A 17752-nucleotide genomic window follows, 5' to 3' on the forward strand; every position below is an offset into this window, starting at 1 on the left:
GTAGTTCTATTTTTTGGAAAAGTAAACTAGCCGGTGTAAAATATAAGCATGAACGCGCCCCTCAAACTCACCGACCGCAAGCGCCAGGCCATCATTGATGCCGCCATTGCCGAGTTCCGCGCCAGCGGCTTCGAAGCCACCAGCATGGACAAGATCGCCGCCACGGCCGGCGTCTCCAAACGCACCGTTTACAACCATTTCCCCAGTAAAGACGAACTCTTCGCTCAAATATTGCATGAGTTATGGAATAGTTCCGCCGCGATGGCGCCGCCGCCCTACGACCCGGCCCTGCCGCTGCGCCAGCAGCTGCTGGACGTGATGAAACGCAAAATGGATTTACTGCGCGACGATTACTTCCTCGACCTGGCGCGCGTGGCCATCGCTGAAGCCATCCATTCGCCCGAGCGGGCGCAGGAAATGGTGGCGCGGCTGAACGTGAAGGAAGAAGCCGTCACCACCTGGCTGCGCGCGGTGCAGGCGGACGGCAAGCTGCTCAAGGCCGATCCGGTGATCGCCTCGCAGCTGTTGCAGGGGGCGCTGAAGACTTTCGCGTTCTGGCCGCAGGTGACCATGGGCCAGCCGCCGCTGGACCCGGCCATGCAGGAAAAAGTGGTGGGAACGACCGTCGAGATGTTCCTGGCCTACGCCGGCTAGGCGAAACTCACCGCATAAATCGGCGGCAGGTGCGCCGACAGCGGCTGCCACTGGCCGCCGGCGTCTTCCGACACCCAGGCATTGCCGGTGGTCGAGCCCATCAGCAGAAGCTGGCCGTCCGCGCTGACCGCCAGGCCATGGCGATAGATCAGATCGTAACAGTGCTGCTGCGGCAAGCCGCCGCGCCAGGCGGTGAAATGCCGGCCGCCGTCGGTAGTGCGCGTCACCGCCAGGCCGGCGCGCGGCGGGATGCGCTTGCTGTCGGCCTCGGCCGGCACAAACCAGGCCGTCTCGCCGTCGTGCGGGTGCACCGCGGTGACGAAGCCGAAATTCGACACCGGCGCGGCCGGCCGGATCTCAGTCCAGCTGGCGCCATTGTCGACGCTGCGCCAGATGCCGTTGTGATGCTGGCACCACAGCTTGTCCGGCTCGGCCGCGCAGCGCACGATGCAGTGCGGATCCTGCACCGCCTGTTCGCCGGCCAGCTCGGGCGGCATATACGCCGCGTTCATGCCCTTGGCGCGCAGCGACCAGCTGGCGCCGCCGTCGTTCGTCAGCCAGGCGCCGCCGCAGGACACGCCGACGATCAGCGAATCGCTGTCGCGCGGATCGACGCAGATGCTGTGGATGCCGGGCACCTCGTAGCCGCCGCCCATCCATTGCGCGCGCTCCGGCACGTTCCACAGCGCGTCGACCAGCCGCCAGCTGTCGCCGCGGTCGTCGGAGCGGAACAGCCCGCCCGGCAGCGTGCCGGCCCACAGCACGCCCGGCTGGTCGGGTCCGCCGGCCGCCAGGCTCCAGATCTGCCGCACCTTCCATTCGACCGGATCGCTGCTGTCGGCCGGCTTGGGCGGAAACGCCGGCGTGGCGATCTCGGTCCACTCGGCGCTGCCGGGGTCGCGCCGGTGCAGCTTGGCGCCGAAATGGCCGAGATGCAGCGCCGCGTACACGCTGCCGTCGCGCCGGTCCGGCAACACCATCGACACCGGATCGCCGAGGAAATGCTGGCGGTCGAACAACCACGCCTCATGGGTACGGTAGAGCTCGAACAACCCCTTGCGGGTCGCGATATAGGCGCGGTCGGACATATCAGCCTCCTGACAGAGCTTGCAGAATATAGACTTGGGATTCGGGCCGGAGCGCATCGTCGAGCCGGCGCGGATCGCGGGCCCGCTGGCCGTCGATGAAGATCACGACGTTCTCGCGCAGGTGTCCCTGCTCGTCGAGCACGTAGCCGCGCAAGCGCGTATGCACGGCGAAACAGGCATCGAGGGCGCTGCGCAGATCGTCGGCCCGGGTCTCCACCTGCGGCACGGTCATGAAGCGCCCCAATTGTTGGGTAAAAATCAGTTGCGCCATCGTTGTTCTTATCGAATTGGCTCTGCCACCGATTCTATTCCGATAGCGCTAAAATGAAAACGCCTCAATGACCGGAGCCCTGCATGTCGATCACACCGCAACAACTGGAAGTTTTGATGCAGGAAGTGGAACAGGAAGACCCCATCGATTTCGCCGACCTGCCGTTCGACGAACACGAACTGCGCGGCCTGATCGCCAACCACCTGTGCGAGATGGCCGACGCGATGGACAATTTCAGCGAGGAAGACCGCCAGCTGACCATGCTGGCCGTCGCCGCCAAGCTGGTGCTGGAAAACCTGGTCCTCAATGTACAACTGCTGAGACGGCACGGCGTGCCGCTCAGCGATACCACGGAAGCCTTGCTGGACCGCCTCCGCAAGGGAGGCGGCCAGGCCGGTTAGGCGGCGCGCGGGAAATCGATATCGGTCACATTCACCCGGTTGAACAGGTTGGTGAAGGTGATCGACGCGATCGCCAGCAGGGTGTCGACGATCTGCGCATCGGTGTAGCCGGCGTCTTTCACCGCCTGCACCACCTCGGCCGGCACGTCGCCGCTGGTGGTCACCACGGTGTGGACAAAGGTCGCCAGCGCATCGGTGCGGGCGTCGCCTGTCGGATTACCGTGACGGACGTTCTTGATCGCGTCGGCGCTCAGGCCGGCCATGCCGCCCATCAGCGTGTGCGCGGCCAGGCAGTAATCGCACTGCGCATCCTGGCTGACGGCCAGCTTGATCACCTCGATTTCCTTGCCGCTGATGCTGGATTTTTTCAGCGCCGCATCCAGGTTCAGGGCGGCTTCCAGCGCCAGCGGGCTGTTGTTGCCGATGGCAGCGTAGGCATTCGGCACTTTGCCGATCGCGCCCTTGATGGCGGTGAACAGTTGGGCAGCCTGGCCGGTAGCTTGCGAGACGGGTTGGTTGAACAGACGGGACATGATGTGTTTCCTTTCAAAAGTGATTTGGTATGGAAACAGTGTATGCCTTGGCCTTGCGATCCTGAATGCCTGAAATGCTCTACAATTTGCTTTATCGTCTCAACGGAAAATTATGGATACGCTCAGCCATTTGCTCTCCCTGTACCCGGTGCGCACCGCGCTGGACGTGCGCTGCCGCTTCGGCGCGCCCTGGGTGCTCGACCATGACGGCACGCCGACCGGCGTCGCCCCCTACCATCTGATCGTGCGCGGCGAAGCGCTGGCCGACGGCCCGGGCGTCGACCAGCGGCTGCTGAAGGCGGGCGACATCATCGTCTTCCCGCACGGCAGCAAGCACCGTTTGCACATCGGCGATCCCGCGCGGGTCAGCCAGGAGACCGCCGAGCCCGGCCTGCTGCGCAATGTCCGCAACGAGGGCGACGGGCCGCAGACCGACATTCTGTGCGGCGAATTCCGCTTCGATGAAGACGGCAGCGCCGGCCTGCTGGCGGCGCTGCCGCCGGTGGTGGTGGTGTGCACCAACTGGCCCGACGCACGCAGCCTGCGCCAACTGATCGACATGCTGCAGGCCGAAGCGGAAGCGCCGCGTGGCGGCTCGGAAGCCATCGTGCGCCAGCTGGCCTCGGCCTTGTTCGCGCTGCTGATCCGCACCTGGCTGGAACAGGCGCTGTCGATTCCCGGGCTGTTCGGCGTGCTGGCCGAACGGCGCCTGCAGGCCGCGCTGAACAGCATGCTGACCGCGCCGGAAAAGCCATGGACCCTGGAAGAACTGGCCGAGCTCAGCCACATGTCGCGCGCCACCTTCGCGCGCCTGTTCAAGCAGGCGGCCGACGCCACCCCGGCCGACGTCCTGACCCAGCTGCGCATGGCGCGCGCCGCGCGCCTGCTGGACGAGGGCCGGCAGGCCGGTCTGGTCGGCGAAGCGGTCGGTTACCAATCCGAAGCCGCCTTCAACCGCGCCTTCAAGCGCCAATACGGCGTCGGCCCCGGCGCCTACCGCCGCCGCGAGGCCTAATCCGGGGTCAGGTCTTCCATTGCGTCACGAGCCCAGCCGTAGTGAACGCTACGGCTGGGCTCGTGACGCAATGGAAGACCTGACCCCGGAGTTGGCGGCCGGGGCTTCGATGGTGAGGTCGGACTCGGCGATGGCCACGCAGGGCAGGATGTAGCCTTCGCGCTTTTCGTCGAGGCTCAGGCCCGGCCAGTCGGTCTTGTAGCGCACCGCGCCGCTGGTCGACAGGCAGATGCAGGTGCGGCAGGTGCCGTTGCGGCACGAGCTCGGCAGGCGGATGCCGGCCCGTTCGGCCGATTCCAGTACCGTCGCCGGCGCATCCGTGACGAAGGTCCAGCCCTGCCCTGCCAGTGTCACCGTGTATGCCATGCGCGCCTTCCTGTCGAAAGCGCCATCATATCAAGCCTGCAGCTGCAGCCGCGGTTTGGCGCCGGGCGCAGCACGCCGCGGCGGCTGATGGCCGGCCTGCTGCAGCTTGAACACCGCCATCGCCTGTGACACACAGCGCGTCTGCTGCGCCAGGTTGCCGGCCGCCGCCGCCGCCTGCTCCACCAGCGCGGCGTTCTGCTGCGTGATGTCGTCGATCTTGATCACGGCGTCGTTGACCTGGCCGATGCCGCAACTCTGCTCGCGCGTGGAGTCGGAAATCTCGCCCATCACTTTCGACACCCGGCACACCGATTCGATCACTTCGTTCATGGTGACGCCGGCGCTGTTGGTCAGCGCGGTGCCGGCCTGCACCTTCTCGAGGGAGTTGTCGATCAGTTCCTTGATTTCCTTGGCGGCCGTGGCCGAACGCTGGGCCAGGCCGCGCACCTCGCTGGCCACCACCGCGAAGCCGCGTCCCTGCTCGCCGGCGCGCGCCGCCTCCACCGCCGCGTTCAGCGCCAGGATGTTGGTCTGGAAGGCGATGCCGTCGATCAGGCCGATGATGTCCAGGATCTTGTTGGACGAGGTGCTGATGTCGCCCATGGTGGACACCACCTGCGACACGATGCTGCCGCCCTGCGTCGCCACCTCGCGCGCGCGTTCGGCCAGTTCGTTGGCGCTGGCCACGCTGGTGGCGCTCTGCTGTACCGTGGCCGTCAGCTGCTCCATGCTGGACGCGGTCTGCTGCAGGCTGGAGGCCTGCGATTCGGTGCGCCCCGACAGATCCATATTGCCGTCGGCGATTTCGCCGGTGGCCACCGAGATCTCGTCGAAGTTGGCGCGCACGTCGCCGATGATGCTGTGCAGGTTGATATTGGTCTGCCGCAGCGCCGCCAGCAACTGGCCCACTTCGTCGTCGCGCCGCACGTCGATCGACGCGGTCAGGTCGCCGCCCGCCATCATGCGCGCGCAGCGTGTCGCCTGGCGCAGCGGCAGCGCCACATTCGCATACAGGCTGCGGCCGAAGGCCAGCATGCCCAGCATCGCCGCCACGGCGGCCGCGCCCAGCCAGCCGTGCGCCTTGACGGCCGTGGCGTCGTCCATCGCCAGCAGCATGATCGACAGCAGCGCCAGCACGCCCACCAGCAGGCTGGTGGCGGCGGCGATTTGCGTGGCCAGCGACATGCGCATCGTTTCCCGCAGCCGCGCCGCCAGCCCGGTCGATATCGCCCGGCCATTGACGATGCGCAGGCGGCGCGGATTGCCGCCCTTGATTTCGCGGTAAAGCGCATCGGCCTCGCGCACCTGCTGGCGCGACGGCTTGGTGCGCACCGACAGATAGCCCACCGGCTTGCCGTTCTCGATGACCGGCGTGACGTTCGCCAGCACCCAGTAGAAATCGCCGTTCTTGCAGCGATTCTTCACCAGCCCGGTCCACGGCATGCCGCTGCGGATGGTGGCCCACAGGTCGGCAAACGCCTCGGCCGGCATGTCGGGATGCCGCACGATATTTTGCGGCGCGCCGATCAGCTCTTCCTCGGTAAAGCCGCTGACTTCGATGAAGTACGGATTGGCGTAATTGATGTTGCCCTGTAAGTCGGTGCTGGAGACGATGGTGCGGCCATCCTCCATCAGATACTCGTTCGATGTGACCGGCGTATTAACGCGCATGGCAGGCTCCTATACTTGTTGTTGGGGATAAGTAGGGAGGCGAACCGGGGTTTGGGGGGCGCCACGCTCAACAATAGCTAATTTTCCATGCGGAAAATTCACCAATTGTCGCAACGCCCCAAATTACAACAGGGAAGTCAGTCAGGTTTGAAGTTCTGCCCCAGCGACATTGGTTTGTTCAACAAGATTGTCTGCGGGTTGCGGCAGATGATTACCAGCACCACGATGGTGGCCAGATACGGCAGCATCGACAGGAACTCGGACGGTATCGCCAGCCCCATGCCCTGGCCGTGGAACTGCAGCACCGTCACGCCGCCGAACAGATAGGCGCCGATCAGCACCCCGCGCGGCTTCCAGGTGGCGAACACCACCTGCGCCAGCGCGATCCAGCCGCGTCCCGCCGTCATGCCTTCCACCCACATCGGCGTCAGTGCCAGCGACAGATAGGCGCCGCCCAGCCCCGCCAGCGCGCCGCCGAACAGCACCGTGCCGTAACGCAGACCGATCACCGGGAAGCCGATCGCGTGCGCGCTGTGCGGCGACTCGCCGACCGCGCGGATGATCAGCCCGAGCCGCGTGCGCGCCAGCATCCAGCCGATCGCCAGCACCAGCAGTACCGAGGCGTACACCATCGCGTCGAAGCGGAACAGCAGCGGCCCGATGAACGGCAGCTCGGACAGCACGGGCAAGTGCAGGTGCGGCATGGGCTGCACCGTCTGGCCGACGAAGCCGCGCCCGAGGAAGGCCGACACGCCGATGCCGAACAGGGTCAGCGCCAGTCCGGTCGCCACCTGGTTGGTCTGCAGCGTCAGCGCCAGGAAGCCGAAGACCAGCGCCATCGCCATGCCGGCCGCCGCCGCCGCCAGCAGGCCGATGACCATGCTGCCGCTACCCAGCGTGACGCCGAAGCCGACCACCGCGCCGACCAGCATCATGCCCTCCATGCCCAGATTGAGCACGCCGGAACGCTCGGTCACCAGCTCGCCCATCGACGCCACCACCAGCGGTGTCGCCGCGCCGGCGGTGCTGGCCAGGAAAGCGATCAACAATTCAGTCGTCATCATGCTGGAACTCCCACGGCGCGTTTATGCGGTTTGAAGCGATAGTGGATGAACAGGTCGGCCGCCAGCAGGTAGAACAGCAGCAGTCCCTGGAAGATGCCGGTGATGGCCGACGGCGCCTGCAGCTCGATCTGCGCCGTCTCGCCGCCGATGTACAGCAGCGACATCAGCAAGGCCGACAGCACCACGCCCAGCGGATGCAGCCGCCCGACATATGCGACGATGATGGCGGCGAAGCCGTAGCCCGGCGACACCGACGGCTGCAATTGGCCCAGCGGCCCCGCCACTTCGCCCACGCCGGCGATGCCGGCCAGCGCGCCGCTGACCATGAACGCCAGCCACACGTTGCGCGGCTCGCTGAAGCCGGCGTACAGCGCCGCCGCCGGCGCCATGCCGCTGACCTGCATGCGGTAGCCGGCGAAGGTATGGCGGCAGAAGAACCACGCCGCCGCCGCCGCGATCAGCGACAGGATGAAGGCGGCGTTGACGCGCAAGCCTTCCAGCAGCAGCGGCAGCGTGGCCGATTCGCTGAACATCTTCGATTGCGGGAAGTTGTAGCCGGCCGGATCGCGCATCGGGCCGTGCACCAGGTAGCTGAGCAGATGGTAGGAGGTATACACCAGCATCAGGCTGACCAGGATCTCGCTGGTGTTGAAGCGCGTGCGCAGCAGCGCCGGTATCGCCGCCCACAGCATGCCGCCCAAGGCGCCGGCCAGCAGCATCAGCGGCATCACCCACCACGCCTGCACCTCGTCGAAATACAGCGCCACCGCGCCGGCGCAGATTGCGCCGACGGTCAGCTGGCCATCGGCGCCGATGTTGTTGACGTTGGCGCGGAAGCCGATCGCCAGGCCGACGCCGCACAGGATCAGCGGCGTCGCCTTCAGCAGCAGCTCGCCCACGCCATACAGCGTGGTCCACGGCTTGATGAAATAGACGTAAAACGCATGCAGCGGTGCCTGCCCCAGAAAGAAGAACAGCAGCGAGCCGGAAGCCAGCATGGCCAGCGCCGCGAGCAGCGGCGACGCCAGCATCATGCGGCGCGAGGGTTCGGGACGTCGTTCAAGCCTGGACATATTCTGGCACTCCCTGGTAGTCGAAATCGCCGCTCATCCACACGCCGATCTGGTTGATGCTGGTGCCGGCCGCCGGCACCGCGCGCGACAGGCGGCCGTCCGCCAGCACGGCGATGCGGTCGCTCATCATGAACAGCTCATCCAATTCCTCCGACAGCACCAGCACCGCCACGCCCTGGTCGCGCATGTCGATGATGGCCTGACGTATCAGCATGGCGGCGCCGATGTCCACGCCCCATGTCGGCTGGGCGAACACCATCACCTTCGGCGCCAGCATGATTTCGCGGCCGACGATGAACTTCTGCAGATTGCCGCCCGAGAGCGACGCCGCCGCCGACTGCGCGCCGCCGCACTTGACCTTGAAGCGTTCGATCACCTGCTGCGCGAACGCCCGCACCGCGCCGCGCTGTATCAACCCACGCCGCACCATGCCGGTCCGCGCCGCCGGCACGTAGCCGGTCAGCAGGGCGTTATCGGCCAGCGACAGATCGGGCGCGGCGCCGCGTCCCAGCCGTTCTTCCGGCACGAAGCCGAGTCCGAGCTGGCGGCGTTGCGCCGCGTCGAGCGCGCCGACGTCGCGCTGCCCCAGCCTGATGGTCCCCTCGCGCGCACCCAGCGTGCGCTCGCCGGAAATGGCCTTCAGCAGCTCCTGCTGGCCGTTGCCTGAAATGCCGGCGATGCCGACGATCTCGCCGCTGCGCAGCGTCAGGCAGATATCCTTGAGCCTGGTGCCGAACGGATCGTCGCTCGGCACATTGAGTTTGTCCAGCGCGAGCAGCGCCTCACCCGGCTCGCGCGGCTGCTGCACGCAGACCGGCAGCTCGCGGCCTATCATCAGCTCGGCCAGCGATTTGGCGCTTTCCTGCTTCGGCAGCGCCGTGCCGGAGACACGGCCGGCACGCAGCACGGTGGCCTTGTCGCACAAGGTCTGGATTTCGTCGAGCTTGTGACTGATGTACAGGATGCTGACGCCTTCCGCCGCCAGCCGCCGCAGCGATTCGAACAGCTTGAGCACCGCGTCCGGCGTCAGCACCGAAGTCGGCTCGTCCATGATCAGCAGCCGCGGCGACTGCAGCAGGCAGCGCACGATCTCCACCCGCTGCCGTTCGCCCACCGACATGCTGTGCACCAGCCGCTGCGGATCGAGCGGCAGGCCATACTGCTCGGAGACGGCGCGGATACGCGGCGCCAGCGCGGCGGGCGACGCCTTCTCATCCAGCGCCAGCGCGATGTTCTCCGCCACCGTCAGCGTCTCGAACAGGGCGAAGTGCTGGAACACCATGCCGATGCCCAGCTTGCGCGCATCGTGCGGCGAGTGGATGTGCACCTGGCGGCCCTCCCACATGATCTGGCCTTCGTCCGGTTTCACCACGCCGTAGATGATCTTCATCAGCGTGCTCTTGCCGGCGCCGTTCTCGCCCAGCACGGCGTGTATCTCGCCCGGCATGACGGTCAGGTTGACGTCGGCGTTCGCCACCACCGAGGGATAGATCTTGGCGATGCCGAGCATCTGCAAGCGCGGTTCTGTCATCGGTCCGTTCCCTTCATCGTATACAAATCGGATACATCGGAAGACGCAATTAGCATGCCACGCGCCTGTGGCGCCGCCGCGCCGTTTTAGCCTGCTGCCTGCACTAAAGAGGGATGCCGGGTCACCAAAATCGTGCGCATGGCAGCACGAACAAAGTCATTTCGTACACAATACACCCGGTAGATTTGTACACGAGTTAGCACGCTTTCTGCTTAATACCCAGCCAGCCCCACTGACACGGAGTTCAACATGCCCCACAAGCGCAAGGCCGACCAAGCTGCAGTCAAGCGCGGTACCACCGCCATCGACATGCGCATCTACAAGGCGGTGGTCAACGCCGTCATGAGCCACCGTCTGCCGCCCGGCACCCACCTGGGCGAGGCGGATTTCTGCGAGCTGTATCAGGTCAGCCGCACCACCGTGCGCAAGGCGCTGCAACGGCTGGCGCACGACCACATCATCGAACTGCGGCCCAACCGCGGCGCGGTGATCGCCTCACCCTCGCCGCAGGAAGCGCGCGAAATCTTCGCCGCGCGGCGCGCGCTCGAACGCGAGATCGTGCCGCTGGTGATACAGAATGCGACGCCGGAGTCGCTGCTGCAGATCCGCGCCGCCATTGCGGCGGAAGACGCGGCGCGGCGCAGCGGCGACCGCGCCGCCTGGATACGTCTGGGCGGCGAGTTTCATCTGTTATTGGCGGAACTGGCCGGCAACCACGTGCTGCAACGCTTCATGGCGGAACTGGTGTCGCGCTGCTCGCTGATCATCGCCCTGTACGAGACGCCGGGCAGCGCCATGTGCGGGAACGATGAACACGACGACCTGGCCACGCTGATCGAAAAGGGCAAGGTCAAGGAAGCCACGCACCTGATCGAGCATCACCTGCTGGAAATCGAAAAACGCCTGCGCCTGGCTGAGCAGGACAGGAAGGTCAACCTGGCTGAAGCCCTGTCCGGTTTTTGAGCAGGGTTCCGCATTGGCCCGGTTATTGCTAAAGAGGTAGACGAGATTGAATCCAATCGCTTGGACGAATTGGATACAAAAGCAGCGCTTTCAAACCCCGACCTTGATGGAGTTCGCCTATGCCACGTCTCGCCCGCAGTACCGCAGCACTCGCCCTGATCGCCGCCGCTTGTACCGCGCAGGCGGCCGACTGGAGCGATACCTCGCTCAGCTACCGTTACGGCACCAGGTTCGCCGAACCGTACAACGACCAGGACATCACCAAGAACATCGTCAACCTGAGCCACGTCTCCGGCTACAAGTACGGCAAGAACTTCTTCAGCGTCGACCTGCTGATGTCGTCCGAGCTCGATCCGTCGGCGGCCGGTTCCAACAGCGGCGCGCACGAGGCTTACGTCGTCTACCGCAACACGCTGGACCTGGGGAAAGTCACCGGCAACAACTATGCCTTCGGCCCGGTGCGCGGCGTCGGCGCCACCGTCGGCTTCGACTTCAACAGCAAGACCGACGCCGGCTACAACTCCAAGAAGCGCATGGTGGTCGCCGGCCCGACGCTGATGATGGACGTCCCCGGCTTCCTCGACATCAGCCTGATGGCGCTGTGGGAATCGAACGCGCCCTACAACACCTACACCAACCAGGCCACGCCGCGCTACGCCTATCGTACCCACCCGATGCTGACTGCCGCCTGGGGCATTCCGTTCACGCTCGGCATCCCGCTGTCGTTCGAAGGCTACGCCAACTTCATCGCCGCCAAGGGCAGCAATGAATTCGGCGGCGGCACCGCGCCGGAGACCAACATCGACATGCAGATCATGTACGACATCAGCGAAACGCTCGGCACGCCGAAGAACACCTTCAAGGTCGGCATCGAATACCAGTACTGGAAAAACAAATTCGGCAATCCGGACCGCACCGTGCCCGGCGCCACCGCGCGCACGCCGATGGTCCGCGCCGAATACCACTTCTAATCCCTACCACGCAAAGGAAACCGCATGATGAATCGTCGCAAAGTACTGGCCACCCTGGCCGCAGCCGGCGTGCTGGCCGCCGCCCCATCGTTTGCAGCAGATCCGCTGAAAGTGGGCTTCGTCTACGTCGGCCCGGTCGGCGACGCCGGCTGGACCTACGCCCACGACCAGGCCCGCCTGGCGCTGGAAAAGGAAATGGGCGGCAAGGTCAAGACCAGCTATGTCGAAAACGTGCCGGAAGGCGCGGACGCCGAACGCGTGATCCGCAAGCTGGTGGCGGAAGGGAACAAGCTGATTTTCACCACCTCGTTCGGCTACATGAACGCCACCGAGAAGGTGGCCAGGAGCACGCCCGGCGTCGTCTTCCTGCACGCCACCGGCTTCAAGACCGGCAAGAACATGGGCACCTACGAATCGCGCCTGTACGAAGGCGCGTATTTGAACGGCATCCTGGCCGGCAAGATGACCAAGTCGAACACGCTGGGCTTCATCGCCTCCTTCCCGGTGCCGGAGGTGATCCGCAACATCAACGCCTACACGCTGGGCGCGCAGAGCGTGAATCCCAGGATCAAGACCAAGGTGATCTGGGTGAACTCGTGGTATGACCCGGCCAAGGAACGCCAGGCGGCGGAAACCCTGGTGGCGCAAGGCGCGGATGTGATGGCGCAGAACACCGATTCGCCGGCCACGCTGCAGGTGGCGCAGGAAAAAGGCGTGTATGCCTTCGGCTGGGATTCGGACATGTCGCGGTTCGCGCCCAAGGCCCACCTGACCGCCGCCACCAACGACTGGTCCGGCTACTACATCGACACGGCCAAGGCCGTGCTGGCCGGCACCTGGAAAACCAGCGAGTATCGCGGCGGCATGAAGGAAGGCATGGTGAAGATGTCCAGGCTGAACGCCGCCGTGCCGGCCGACGCGGCCAAGGCGTTCGAGGAGAAGAAGGCGGCGCTGGCGGCCGGCACCTTCTCGCCTTTCACCGGTCCGATCAAGGACCAGTCGGGCGCCGTCAAATACGCGGCCGGCGTGCCGGTGCCGGTCAAGGATCTGCTGTCGATGAACTTCTACGTGCAGGGCGTGGAAGGCACGATACCGAAGTGATGATGGACCCGGTCGTGTACCACGACTGGCACCCGGTGGCGCTGCCCACCGGGATCGCCGCCGGCGTCACGCGCCAAAGTCCCGGTGGCGTGCGACCGCATGTCGCTGGCCTGCCGCGGCTATCTCAAACAACAAAACCTGCATTATGGAGTTTTACGATGAGCGCCACACCGCAAGACCACGAATTCCTGACCCGCGTGCTGGCCCTGGCGCAGCGCTCGCGCGACCAAGGTCACCATCCGTTCGCCGCCATGGTGGTGGCGGCCGACGGCAGCGTGATTTCGGAGGCCATGAACGCCTCCAGCGCCGACCGCACCGCGCACGCGGAGATGAACGCGCTGCGGCTGGCATCGCAACGCTACAGCCCGGCACAATTGGCCGGCGCCACACTCTACGCCAACGCCGAGCCCTGCGCCATGTGCGCCGGCGGCACGTACTGGAGCGGCGTCGGCCGCGTGGTGTACGCCATGTCGGAAGCCAGCCTGCTGCAGCTGACCGGCAGCGATCCCGAGAACCCCACGCTGTCGCTGCCCTGCCGCACCGTGTTCGCGGCCGGCCAGCGTCCGACCGAGGTGATCGGACCGCTGCGCGAGGACGAGGCGCGCGTCGCCCACCAGGGCTTCTGGCACAAGTGAGCGGCGTGATCGTTCAGACAAAGTTGCGGGCCTGGATGACGCATCCGGGCGACACCGCGCGCGCCGCAGCGCAAACATGGTTGCTTAATTGCGGCAATCGCGTCACAGTGTCTCCATAAGCCATGCATCTCGAGATGCGGGGAGACAACAATGAAGCTTTTGCAATCAGCCGTGTTGACGGCCGCTGCAGCGGTCATGTTGCAAGCCGGCGCCCAGACGCCGGGCGCCGATGGCGCCGCGCCGGTGCTGGCGCGCAATGCACCTTCTTATGCCGACCCCTACCAGCGGCCGGCGCTGCGCGACGCCGCTTCCGGCCCCATCCTGCTGCGCTACCAGTCCATGCAGAAGCTGAAGAAGCGCTTCGACGCCGCCGATCTCGACGGCAACGGCGTGCTGAGCCGCGACGAGGCGCGCGCCGCCGGCCTCGGCTTCATCGACAAGAATTTCGACCACATCGACACCGCCCAGCGCGGCAGCGTCAGTTTCGACGACCTGAAGACCTACCTGATCCAGCGCCGCGAGGAAGCGCGCTCGCGCTGATCACTGCGGCGGCGCGTCGCGGCGCGGCAGCGTCAGGCTGAACACCGAGCCCTCGCCCGGCTTGCTCTGCAGCGTCAGGCTGCCTTCGTGCACCTCGGCCAGCTGGCGCGAGATGTACAAGCCCAGGCCCAGCCCCGCCGGCGCGTCGGTGCCGACGCCGCGCTCGTACGGCTCGAAGATCTTTTCCTGGTGCTCGGGCGCGATGCCGGGACCGCAATCGCGCACATCGATGCGCGCCCAGTCCGGCGCCACCGTCAGCGACACGTGCACCGGATTCTGGCAACCATAGCGCATCGCATTGGTCAGCAGGTTGACCACGATCTGCTCGATGCGGAACTCGTCCCACCAGCCGCTGACCGGCGTCGCCGCGTCCAGCGAAATGGCGGTGCCGGCGGTGGTGGCCTGCGGCGTCAGGTCGTGCACCACGCGCCGCAGCAGGCCGGACAACTCCACCCAGCCCGGCCGCAAGGACAGCTTGCCGCTGCGGATGCGCGACACGTCCAGCATGTCGTCGATCAGGCGGATGATGCTCTGGATCTGGCGGTCGTCGCGCGCCACCATGCGCTGCAGCTGCTCCGGCCCGAACGCCGCCATGTTGCCGCGTTCCAGCTGCATCTTGCGCAGCTGGGTCTCCAGGTACAGCGTGTTGAGCGGCGTGCGCATCTCGTGCGACACCATGGACATGAATTCATCGCGCATCGCCAGCGCGCGCTGCAGCTGCGCCTGCGCCGCGTTCAGCTCCGACAGCGTCGCTTCCTGCTGCTGGCGCGCCGCCTCCAGCGCCTCGACCTGGCGCCGCATCGCCTCGCGCTGCTCGTACAGCGCGACGAACACCTGCACCTTGCCCTTCACCGCGCGCGGATCGAGCGGCTTGTACAGCACGTCCACCGCGCCCGCCTCGTAGCCCTTGAACGAATAATTCAGTTCCTTGCCGGCCGCCGTGACGAACACGATCGGGATCTGGCGCGTCTTTTCGGTGCCGCGCATCAACTCGGCCAGTTCGAAGCCGTCCATGCCAGGCATCTGCACGTCGAGAAAGGCCATGGCGAAATCGTGCTGCAACAACAGCGCCAGCGCCTCCTCGCCCGAGCCGGCCTGGAACACCTCGCGCCCGTCCCCGCGGATCAGGGCGTTGAGCGCCTGCAGGTTTTCCGGCAGATCGTCGACGATCAACAGTTTGGTGGGGGATGCGTCTTGCATTAGTTATTCTCCAGCATCAACAGCAGTGTGTGTATATCGTCCAGCGTCAGGATCAGATCGGGCTGGCGGCGGCGGATCGCTTCCTGCGGCATGGTCGCCACCTCGGCCTCGCGCGGATCCTGCACCACGGTCAGGCCGCCGGCCGCGGCGATGGCGGCCAGCCCGGCGGCGCCGTCGTAGTTGGCGCCGGTCAGCAGGATGCCCACCAGCGCCGGGCCGTACGCATCGGCCGCCGATTCCATCAGGTAATCAATTGCCGGCCGCGCAAAATGCAGCGGCGCCTCGCAACTGAGGGAAAAGCTGTGGTCGGTCTCTATCGACAAATGGTAGCCGGAACCGGCAAAATACACCGTTCCGGACGACACGGCTTCCTTGTCGGCCGCCTCGCGCACCGGCATGCTCATGCGCGGCCGGAACACCTCGGCCAGCTGGCTCTGGCGGTTTTCCGGCAGATGCAGCAGCGCCACCACCGCGCGCCCGTATTGCGTCGGCAGGCCCGGCAGCAGGCGCAGCAGCGCGCCGACGCCGCCGGCCGAGGCGCCGATGATCACCGCCTCGATCTGGCGGCCCTGTAACAGGGAAGGTAGCAGGTCCAGGCTCATGATCAGCGCTTGCGGAACAGGCGCTCGCGCTTGACGACCGGCTCGAAGCGCGAGGTGTAGACGGAAAAGTCCAGGCTTTCCTTGCTGCCCAGCCCGAGGAAGCCGCGATGGCACAGCGACTCGTGGAACAAGCCCAGCGCGCGCTCCTGCAATTTTTTCTTAAAGTAAATCATCACGTTGCGGCAGCTGATCAGATGGGTCTCGGCAAATACCGCGTCGGTGGCCAGGCTGTGGTCGGCGAAGGTGACGTTGTCGCACAGCGTACTGTCGAACAGCGCCGCGTTGTAGGCCGCCGTGTAGTATTCGGAAAAACTGCGCGTGCCGCCGGCCGCCTGATAATTCTGCGTGTAGTCGCGCATGGCGTCCAGCGGGAACACGCCCTTGCGCGCCTTCTCCAGCGACTGCGGGTTGATGTCGGTGGCGTAGATCATGCTGCGCTCCAACAATCCCTCTTCCTTGAGCAGGATCGCCATCGAATACACTTCCTCGCCGGTGCTGCAGCCGGCCACCCAGATCTTCAGCGACGGATAGGTGCGCAGCACCGGCACCACGTGCTCGCGGATCGCGGCGTAATAGGTCGGATCGCGGAACATCGACGTCACCGGCACCGTCAGGTATTGCAGCAGCTGGCTGAACGCGGCCGGCTCGTGGATGATGCGGGCCTGCAGCGCCGAGATGCTGCTGCAATCCATTTCGCGCAGCGCGTGCAGCACCCTGCGCTTTTGCGAAGCGCCGGTGTAGTCGCGGAAATCGTAGCTGTACTTCATGTAGATGGCTTCCATCAGCATCTTCAGCTCGATTTCGGTGTCGCTGTGAACCATGGCTTAACTCCGTTCCGCGTTCGGCATCCATACGCGCAGCAGCGAGTACAGGCGCGACAGGTCGATCGGCTTGGCCAGGTAATCGCTGGCGCCGGCGGCCAGGCACTGCTCCTGGTCGTCCTTCATGGCCTTGGCGGTGATGGCGATGATCGGCAGGCGCGCGAAGCGGGCGTCGGCGCGGATGCGGCGCGTGGCTTCCAGCCCGTCCATGCCTGGCATCATCACGTCCATCAGCACCAGGTCGATGTCGGCCACGGTGTCCAGCTTGTCCAGCGCCTCGTGGCCGTTGCGGCCCACCTCCACCAGCGCGCCCTTCTGCTCCAGCGCGCTGGTCAGGGCGAAGATGTTGCGCACGTCGTCGTCCACCAGCAGGATGCGGCGGCCTTCGAACACGCGGTCGCGCGCGCGCACCGTCTTCAGCATGCGCTGGCGCTCGCTGGACAGGTCGGCTTCCACCTTGTGCAGGAACAGCGTCACCTCGTCCAGCAGACGTTCCGGCGAACGCGCGCCCTTGATGATGATCGAGCGCGAATACTTGTGCAGGTCGGCTTCCTCCTCGCGCGACAGGTTGCGGCCGGTGTAGACGATCACCGGCGGGAACGCCGCCAGCGATTCGCCGGCCATGCGCTGCAGCAGCTCGTTGCCCTGCATGTCCGGCAACTTGAGGTCGATGATCATGCAGTCGTAGATGGTGGTGCGCAGCAGCGCCAGCGCTTCCTGGCCGCTGCCGACCGCGACGATTTCCACGTCCGCGTCGGAAATCAGCTGCACCACGCTGTCGCGCTGGCGGTCGTCGTCCTCGACCAGCAGCACGCGCTTGATCTTCTGGGTCAGCTTGGTTTCGATGCGGCGGAACACTTCGGTCAGCTGTTCGCGCGTGGTCGGCTTGAGCGCGTAGCCGATCGCGCCCAGGTGCAGCGCCGCCTCGCCGTTGTCGGCGCCGGACACCACGTGCACCGGGATGTGGCGGGTGGCCGGATCGTCCTTCAGCAGCTGCAGCACCGACAGGCCGGAACGGTCCGGCAGGCGGATGTCGAGCAGCACCGCGTCCGGGCGGTATTCACGCGCCAGCGCCAGCCCCTCTTCCGCCTCGAACGCGACCAGGCACTGGTATTGCTTCTCGTGCGCCAGGTCGTACAGGATCTGCGCGAACGGCGCATCGTCCTCCACCACCAGCACCAGCCGGCCGCGCTGGGCGCCGGCGGCGGCCACCGCGACGCGGTCGTCGTCGAAGGCGCGCACCGCCGCCGGC

Annotated in this window: 20 protein-coding genes; 8 read left to right on the top strand and 12 right to left on the bottom strand. The window is 65.9% G+C overall.

What is annotated here, in order from left to right:
* Positions 1-48: 48 nt before the first annotated feature.
* Positions 49-654, top strand: a complete 606-nt coding sequence (locus E4L98_RS12380) for a TetR/AcrR family transcriptional regulator (RefSeq protein ID WP_135201861.1) — start codon at positions 49-51, stop codon at positions 652-654.
* Here the strand turns inward: E4L98_RS12380 and E4L98_RS12385 are convergent.
* Together E4L98_RS12385 and E4L98_RS12390 are read right to left on the bottom strand one after the other, a co-directional pair.
* On the bottom strand, positions 651-1742 hold the full coding sequence (locus tag E4L98_RS12385) for a WD40/YVTN/BNR-like repeat-containing protein (protein WP_135201862.1): 1092 nt from the start codon (positions 1740-1742) through the stop codon (positions 651-653). The genes E4L98_RS12380 and E4L98_RS12385 overlap by 4 nt on opposite strands.
* A gap of 1 nt (position 1743) precedes the next feature.
* Positions 1744-2013: a MoaD/ThiS family protein gene (locus E4L98_RS12390; protein WP_135201863.1), complete on the bottom strand. Its 270-nt coding sequence runs from the start codon at positions 2011-2013 to the stop codon at positions 1744-1746.
* Positions 2014-2096: 83 nt separating this feature from the next.
* Here E4L98_RS12390 and E4L98_RS12395 point away from each other — a divergent pair, with 83 nt between their 5' ends.
* On the top strand, positions 2097-2414 hold the full coding sequence (locus tag E4L98_RS12395) for a hypothetical protein (protein WP_135201864.1): 318 nt from the start codon (positions 2097-2099) through the stop codon (positions 2412-2414).
* Here the strand turns inward: E4L98_RS12395 and E4L98_RS12400 are convergent.
* A complete protein-coding gene (locus E4L98_RS12400) occupies positions 2411-2947 on the bottom strand; it encodes a carboxymuconolactone decarboxylase family protein (protein WP_135201865.1) in 537 nt (178 codons plus the stop codon). The two genes, E4L98_RS12395 and E4L98_RS12400, sit on opposite strands and share 4 nt — an antisense overlap.
* Before the next feature lie 112 nt (positions 2948-3059).
* Here E4L98_RS12400 and E4L98_RS12405 point away from each other — a divergent pair, with 112 nt between their 5' ends.
* On the top strand, positions 3060-3962 hold the full coding sequence (locus E4L98_RS12405) for an AraC family transcriptional regulator (protein WP_135201866.1): 903 nt from the start codon (positions 3060-3062) through the stop codon (positions 3960-3962).
* A gap of 48 nt (positions 3963-4010) precedes the next feature.
* Here E4L98_RS12405 and E4L98_RS12410 read toward each other — a convergent pair whose 3' ends face one another.
* From E4L98_RS12410 to E4L98_RS12430, 5 genes are all read right to left on the bottom strand, one after another.
* Entirely contained in the window at positions 4011-4328 is a 318-nt protein-coding gene (locus E4L98_RS12410) for a 2Fe-2S iron-sulfur cluster-binding protein (RefSeq protein WP_135201867.1), read from the bottom strand.
* A 30-nt stretch (positions 4329-4358) separates the two neighbouring features.
* Positions 4359-5999: a methyl-accepting chemotaxis protein gene (locus E4L98_RS12415; RefSeq protein WP_135201868.1), complete on the bottom strand. Its 1641-nt coding sequence runs from the start codon at positions 5997-5999 to the stop codon at positions 4359-4361.
* 137 nt (positions 6000-6136) lie between these two features.
* A complete protein-coding gene (locus E4L98_RS12420; protein ID WP_135201869.1) occupies positions 6137-7063 on the bottom strand; it encodes an ABC transporter permease in 927 nt (308 codons plus the stop codon).
* Positions 7060-8136, bottom strand: a complete 1077-nt coding sequence (locus tag E4L98_RS12425) for an ABC transporter permease (RefSeq protein ID WP_167761322.1) — start codon at positions 8134-8136, stop codon at positions 7060-7062. Before E4L98_RS12425 ends, E4L98_RS12420 begins: the two co-directional genes overlap by 4 nt.
* Complete coding sequence (locus E4L98_RS12430) at positions 8123-9667, bottom strand: ABC transporter ATP-binding protein (protein WP_135201870.1); 1545 nt, start codon at positions 9665-9667, stop codon at positions 8123-8125. The genes E4L98_RS12425 and E4L98_RS12430 overlap by 14 nt, the downstream gene beginning before the upstream one ends.
* 249 nt (positions 9668-9916) lie before the next feature.
* Between E4L98_RS12430 and E4L98_RS12435 the strand changes: the two genes are divergently transcribed.
* The 5 genes from E4L98_RS12435 to E4L98_RS12455 all read left to right on the top strand — a co-directional run bounded on the left by E4L98_RS12435 (position 9917) and on the right by E4L98_RS12455 (position 13877).
* A complete protein-coding gene (locus E4L98_RS12435; protein WP_135201871.1) occupies positions 9917-10630 on the top strand; it encodes a GntR family transcriptional regulator in 714 nt (237 codons plus the stop codon).
* A 119-nt stretch (positions 10631-10749) separates the two neighbouring features.
* Positions 10750-11601 carry an outer envelope protein gene (locus tag E4L98_RS12440; RefSeq protein ID WP_135201872.1) on the top strand — a complete coding sequence of 284 codons (852 nt, stop codon included), beginning with the start codon at positions 10750-10752 and terminating at the stop codon, positions 11599-11601.
* 24 nt (positions 11602-11625) lie between these two features.
* On the top strand, positions 11626-12702 hold the full coding sequence (locus E4L98_RS12445) for a BMP family ABC transporter substrate-binding protein (protein ID WP_135201873.1): 1077 nt from the start codon (positions 11626-11628) through the stop codon (positions 12700-12702).
* A gap of 158 nt (positions 12703-12860) precedes the next feature.
* Complete coding sequence (locus E4L98_RS12450; RefSeq protein WP_135201874.1) at positions 12861-13337, top strand: nucleoside deaminase; 477 nt, start codon at positions 12861-12863, stop codon at positions 13335-13337.
* Between the two features lie 150 nt (positions 13338-13487).
* Positions 13488-13877 (top strand): EF-hand domain-containing protein, encoded by a 390-nt coding sequence (locus E4L98_RS12455; RefSeq protein ID WP_229257376.1) that lies wholly within the window; start codon positions 13488-13490, stop codon positions 13875-13877.
* Here the strand turns inward: E4L98_RS12455 and E4L98_RS12460 are convergent, their stop codons facing one another.
* The 4 genes from E4L98_RS12460 to E4L98_RS12475 form a co-directional block, all read right to left on the bottom strand.
* Positions 13878-15077, bottom strand: coding sequence for a hybrid sensor histidine kinase/response regulator (locus E4L98_RS12460; RefSeq protein WP_135201876.1), 1200 nt, complete (start codon positions 15075-15077; stop codon positions 13878-13880).
* On the bottom strand, positions 15077-15679 hold the full coding sequence (locus tag E4L98_RS12465; RefSeq protein WP_135201877.1) for a chemotaxis protein CheB: 603 nt from the start codon (positions 15677-15679) through the stop codon (positions 15077-15079). The genes E4L98_RS12460 and E4L98_RS12465 overlap by 1 nt, the downstream gene beginning before the upstream one ends.
* 2 nt (positions 15680-15681) lie before the next feature.
* A complete protein-coding gene (locus E4L98_RS12470; RefSeq protein WP_135201878.1) occupies positions 15682-16500 on the bottom strand; it encodes a CheR family methyltransferase in 819 nt (272 codons plus the stop codon).
* Between the two features lie 3 nt (positions 16501-16503).
* On the bottom strand, positions 16504-17752 hold a 1249-nt coding region (locus tag E4L98_RS12475), incomplete at its 5' end, for a response regulator (protein WP_135201879.1).

Source organism: Duganella callida (assembly GCF_004614165.1).
Lineage (GTDB): Bacteria > Pseudomonadota > Gammaproteobacteria > Burkholderiales > Burkholderiaceae_D > Rugamonas > Rugamonas callida.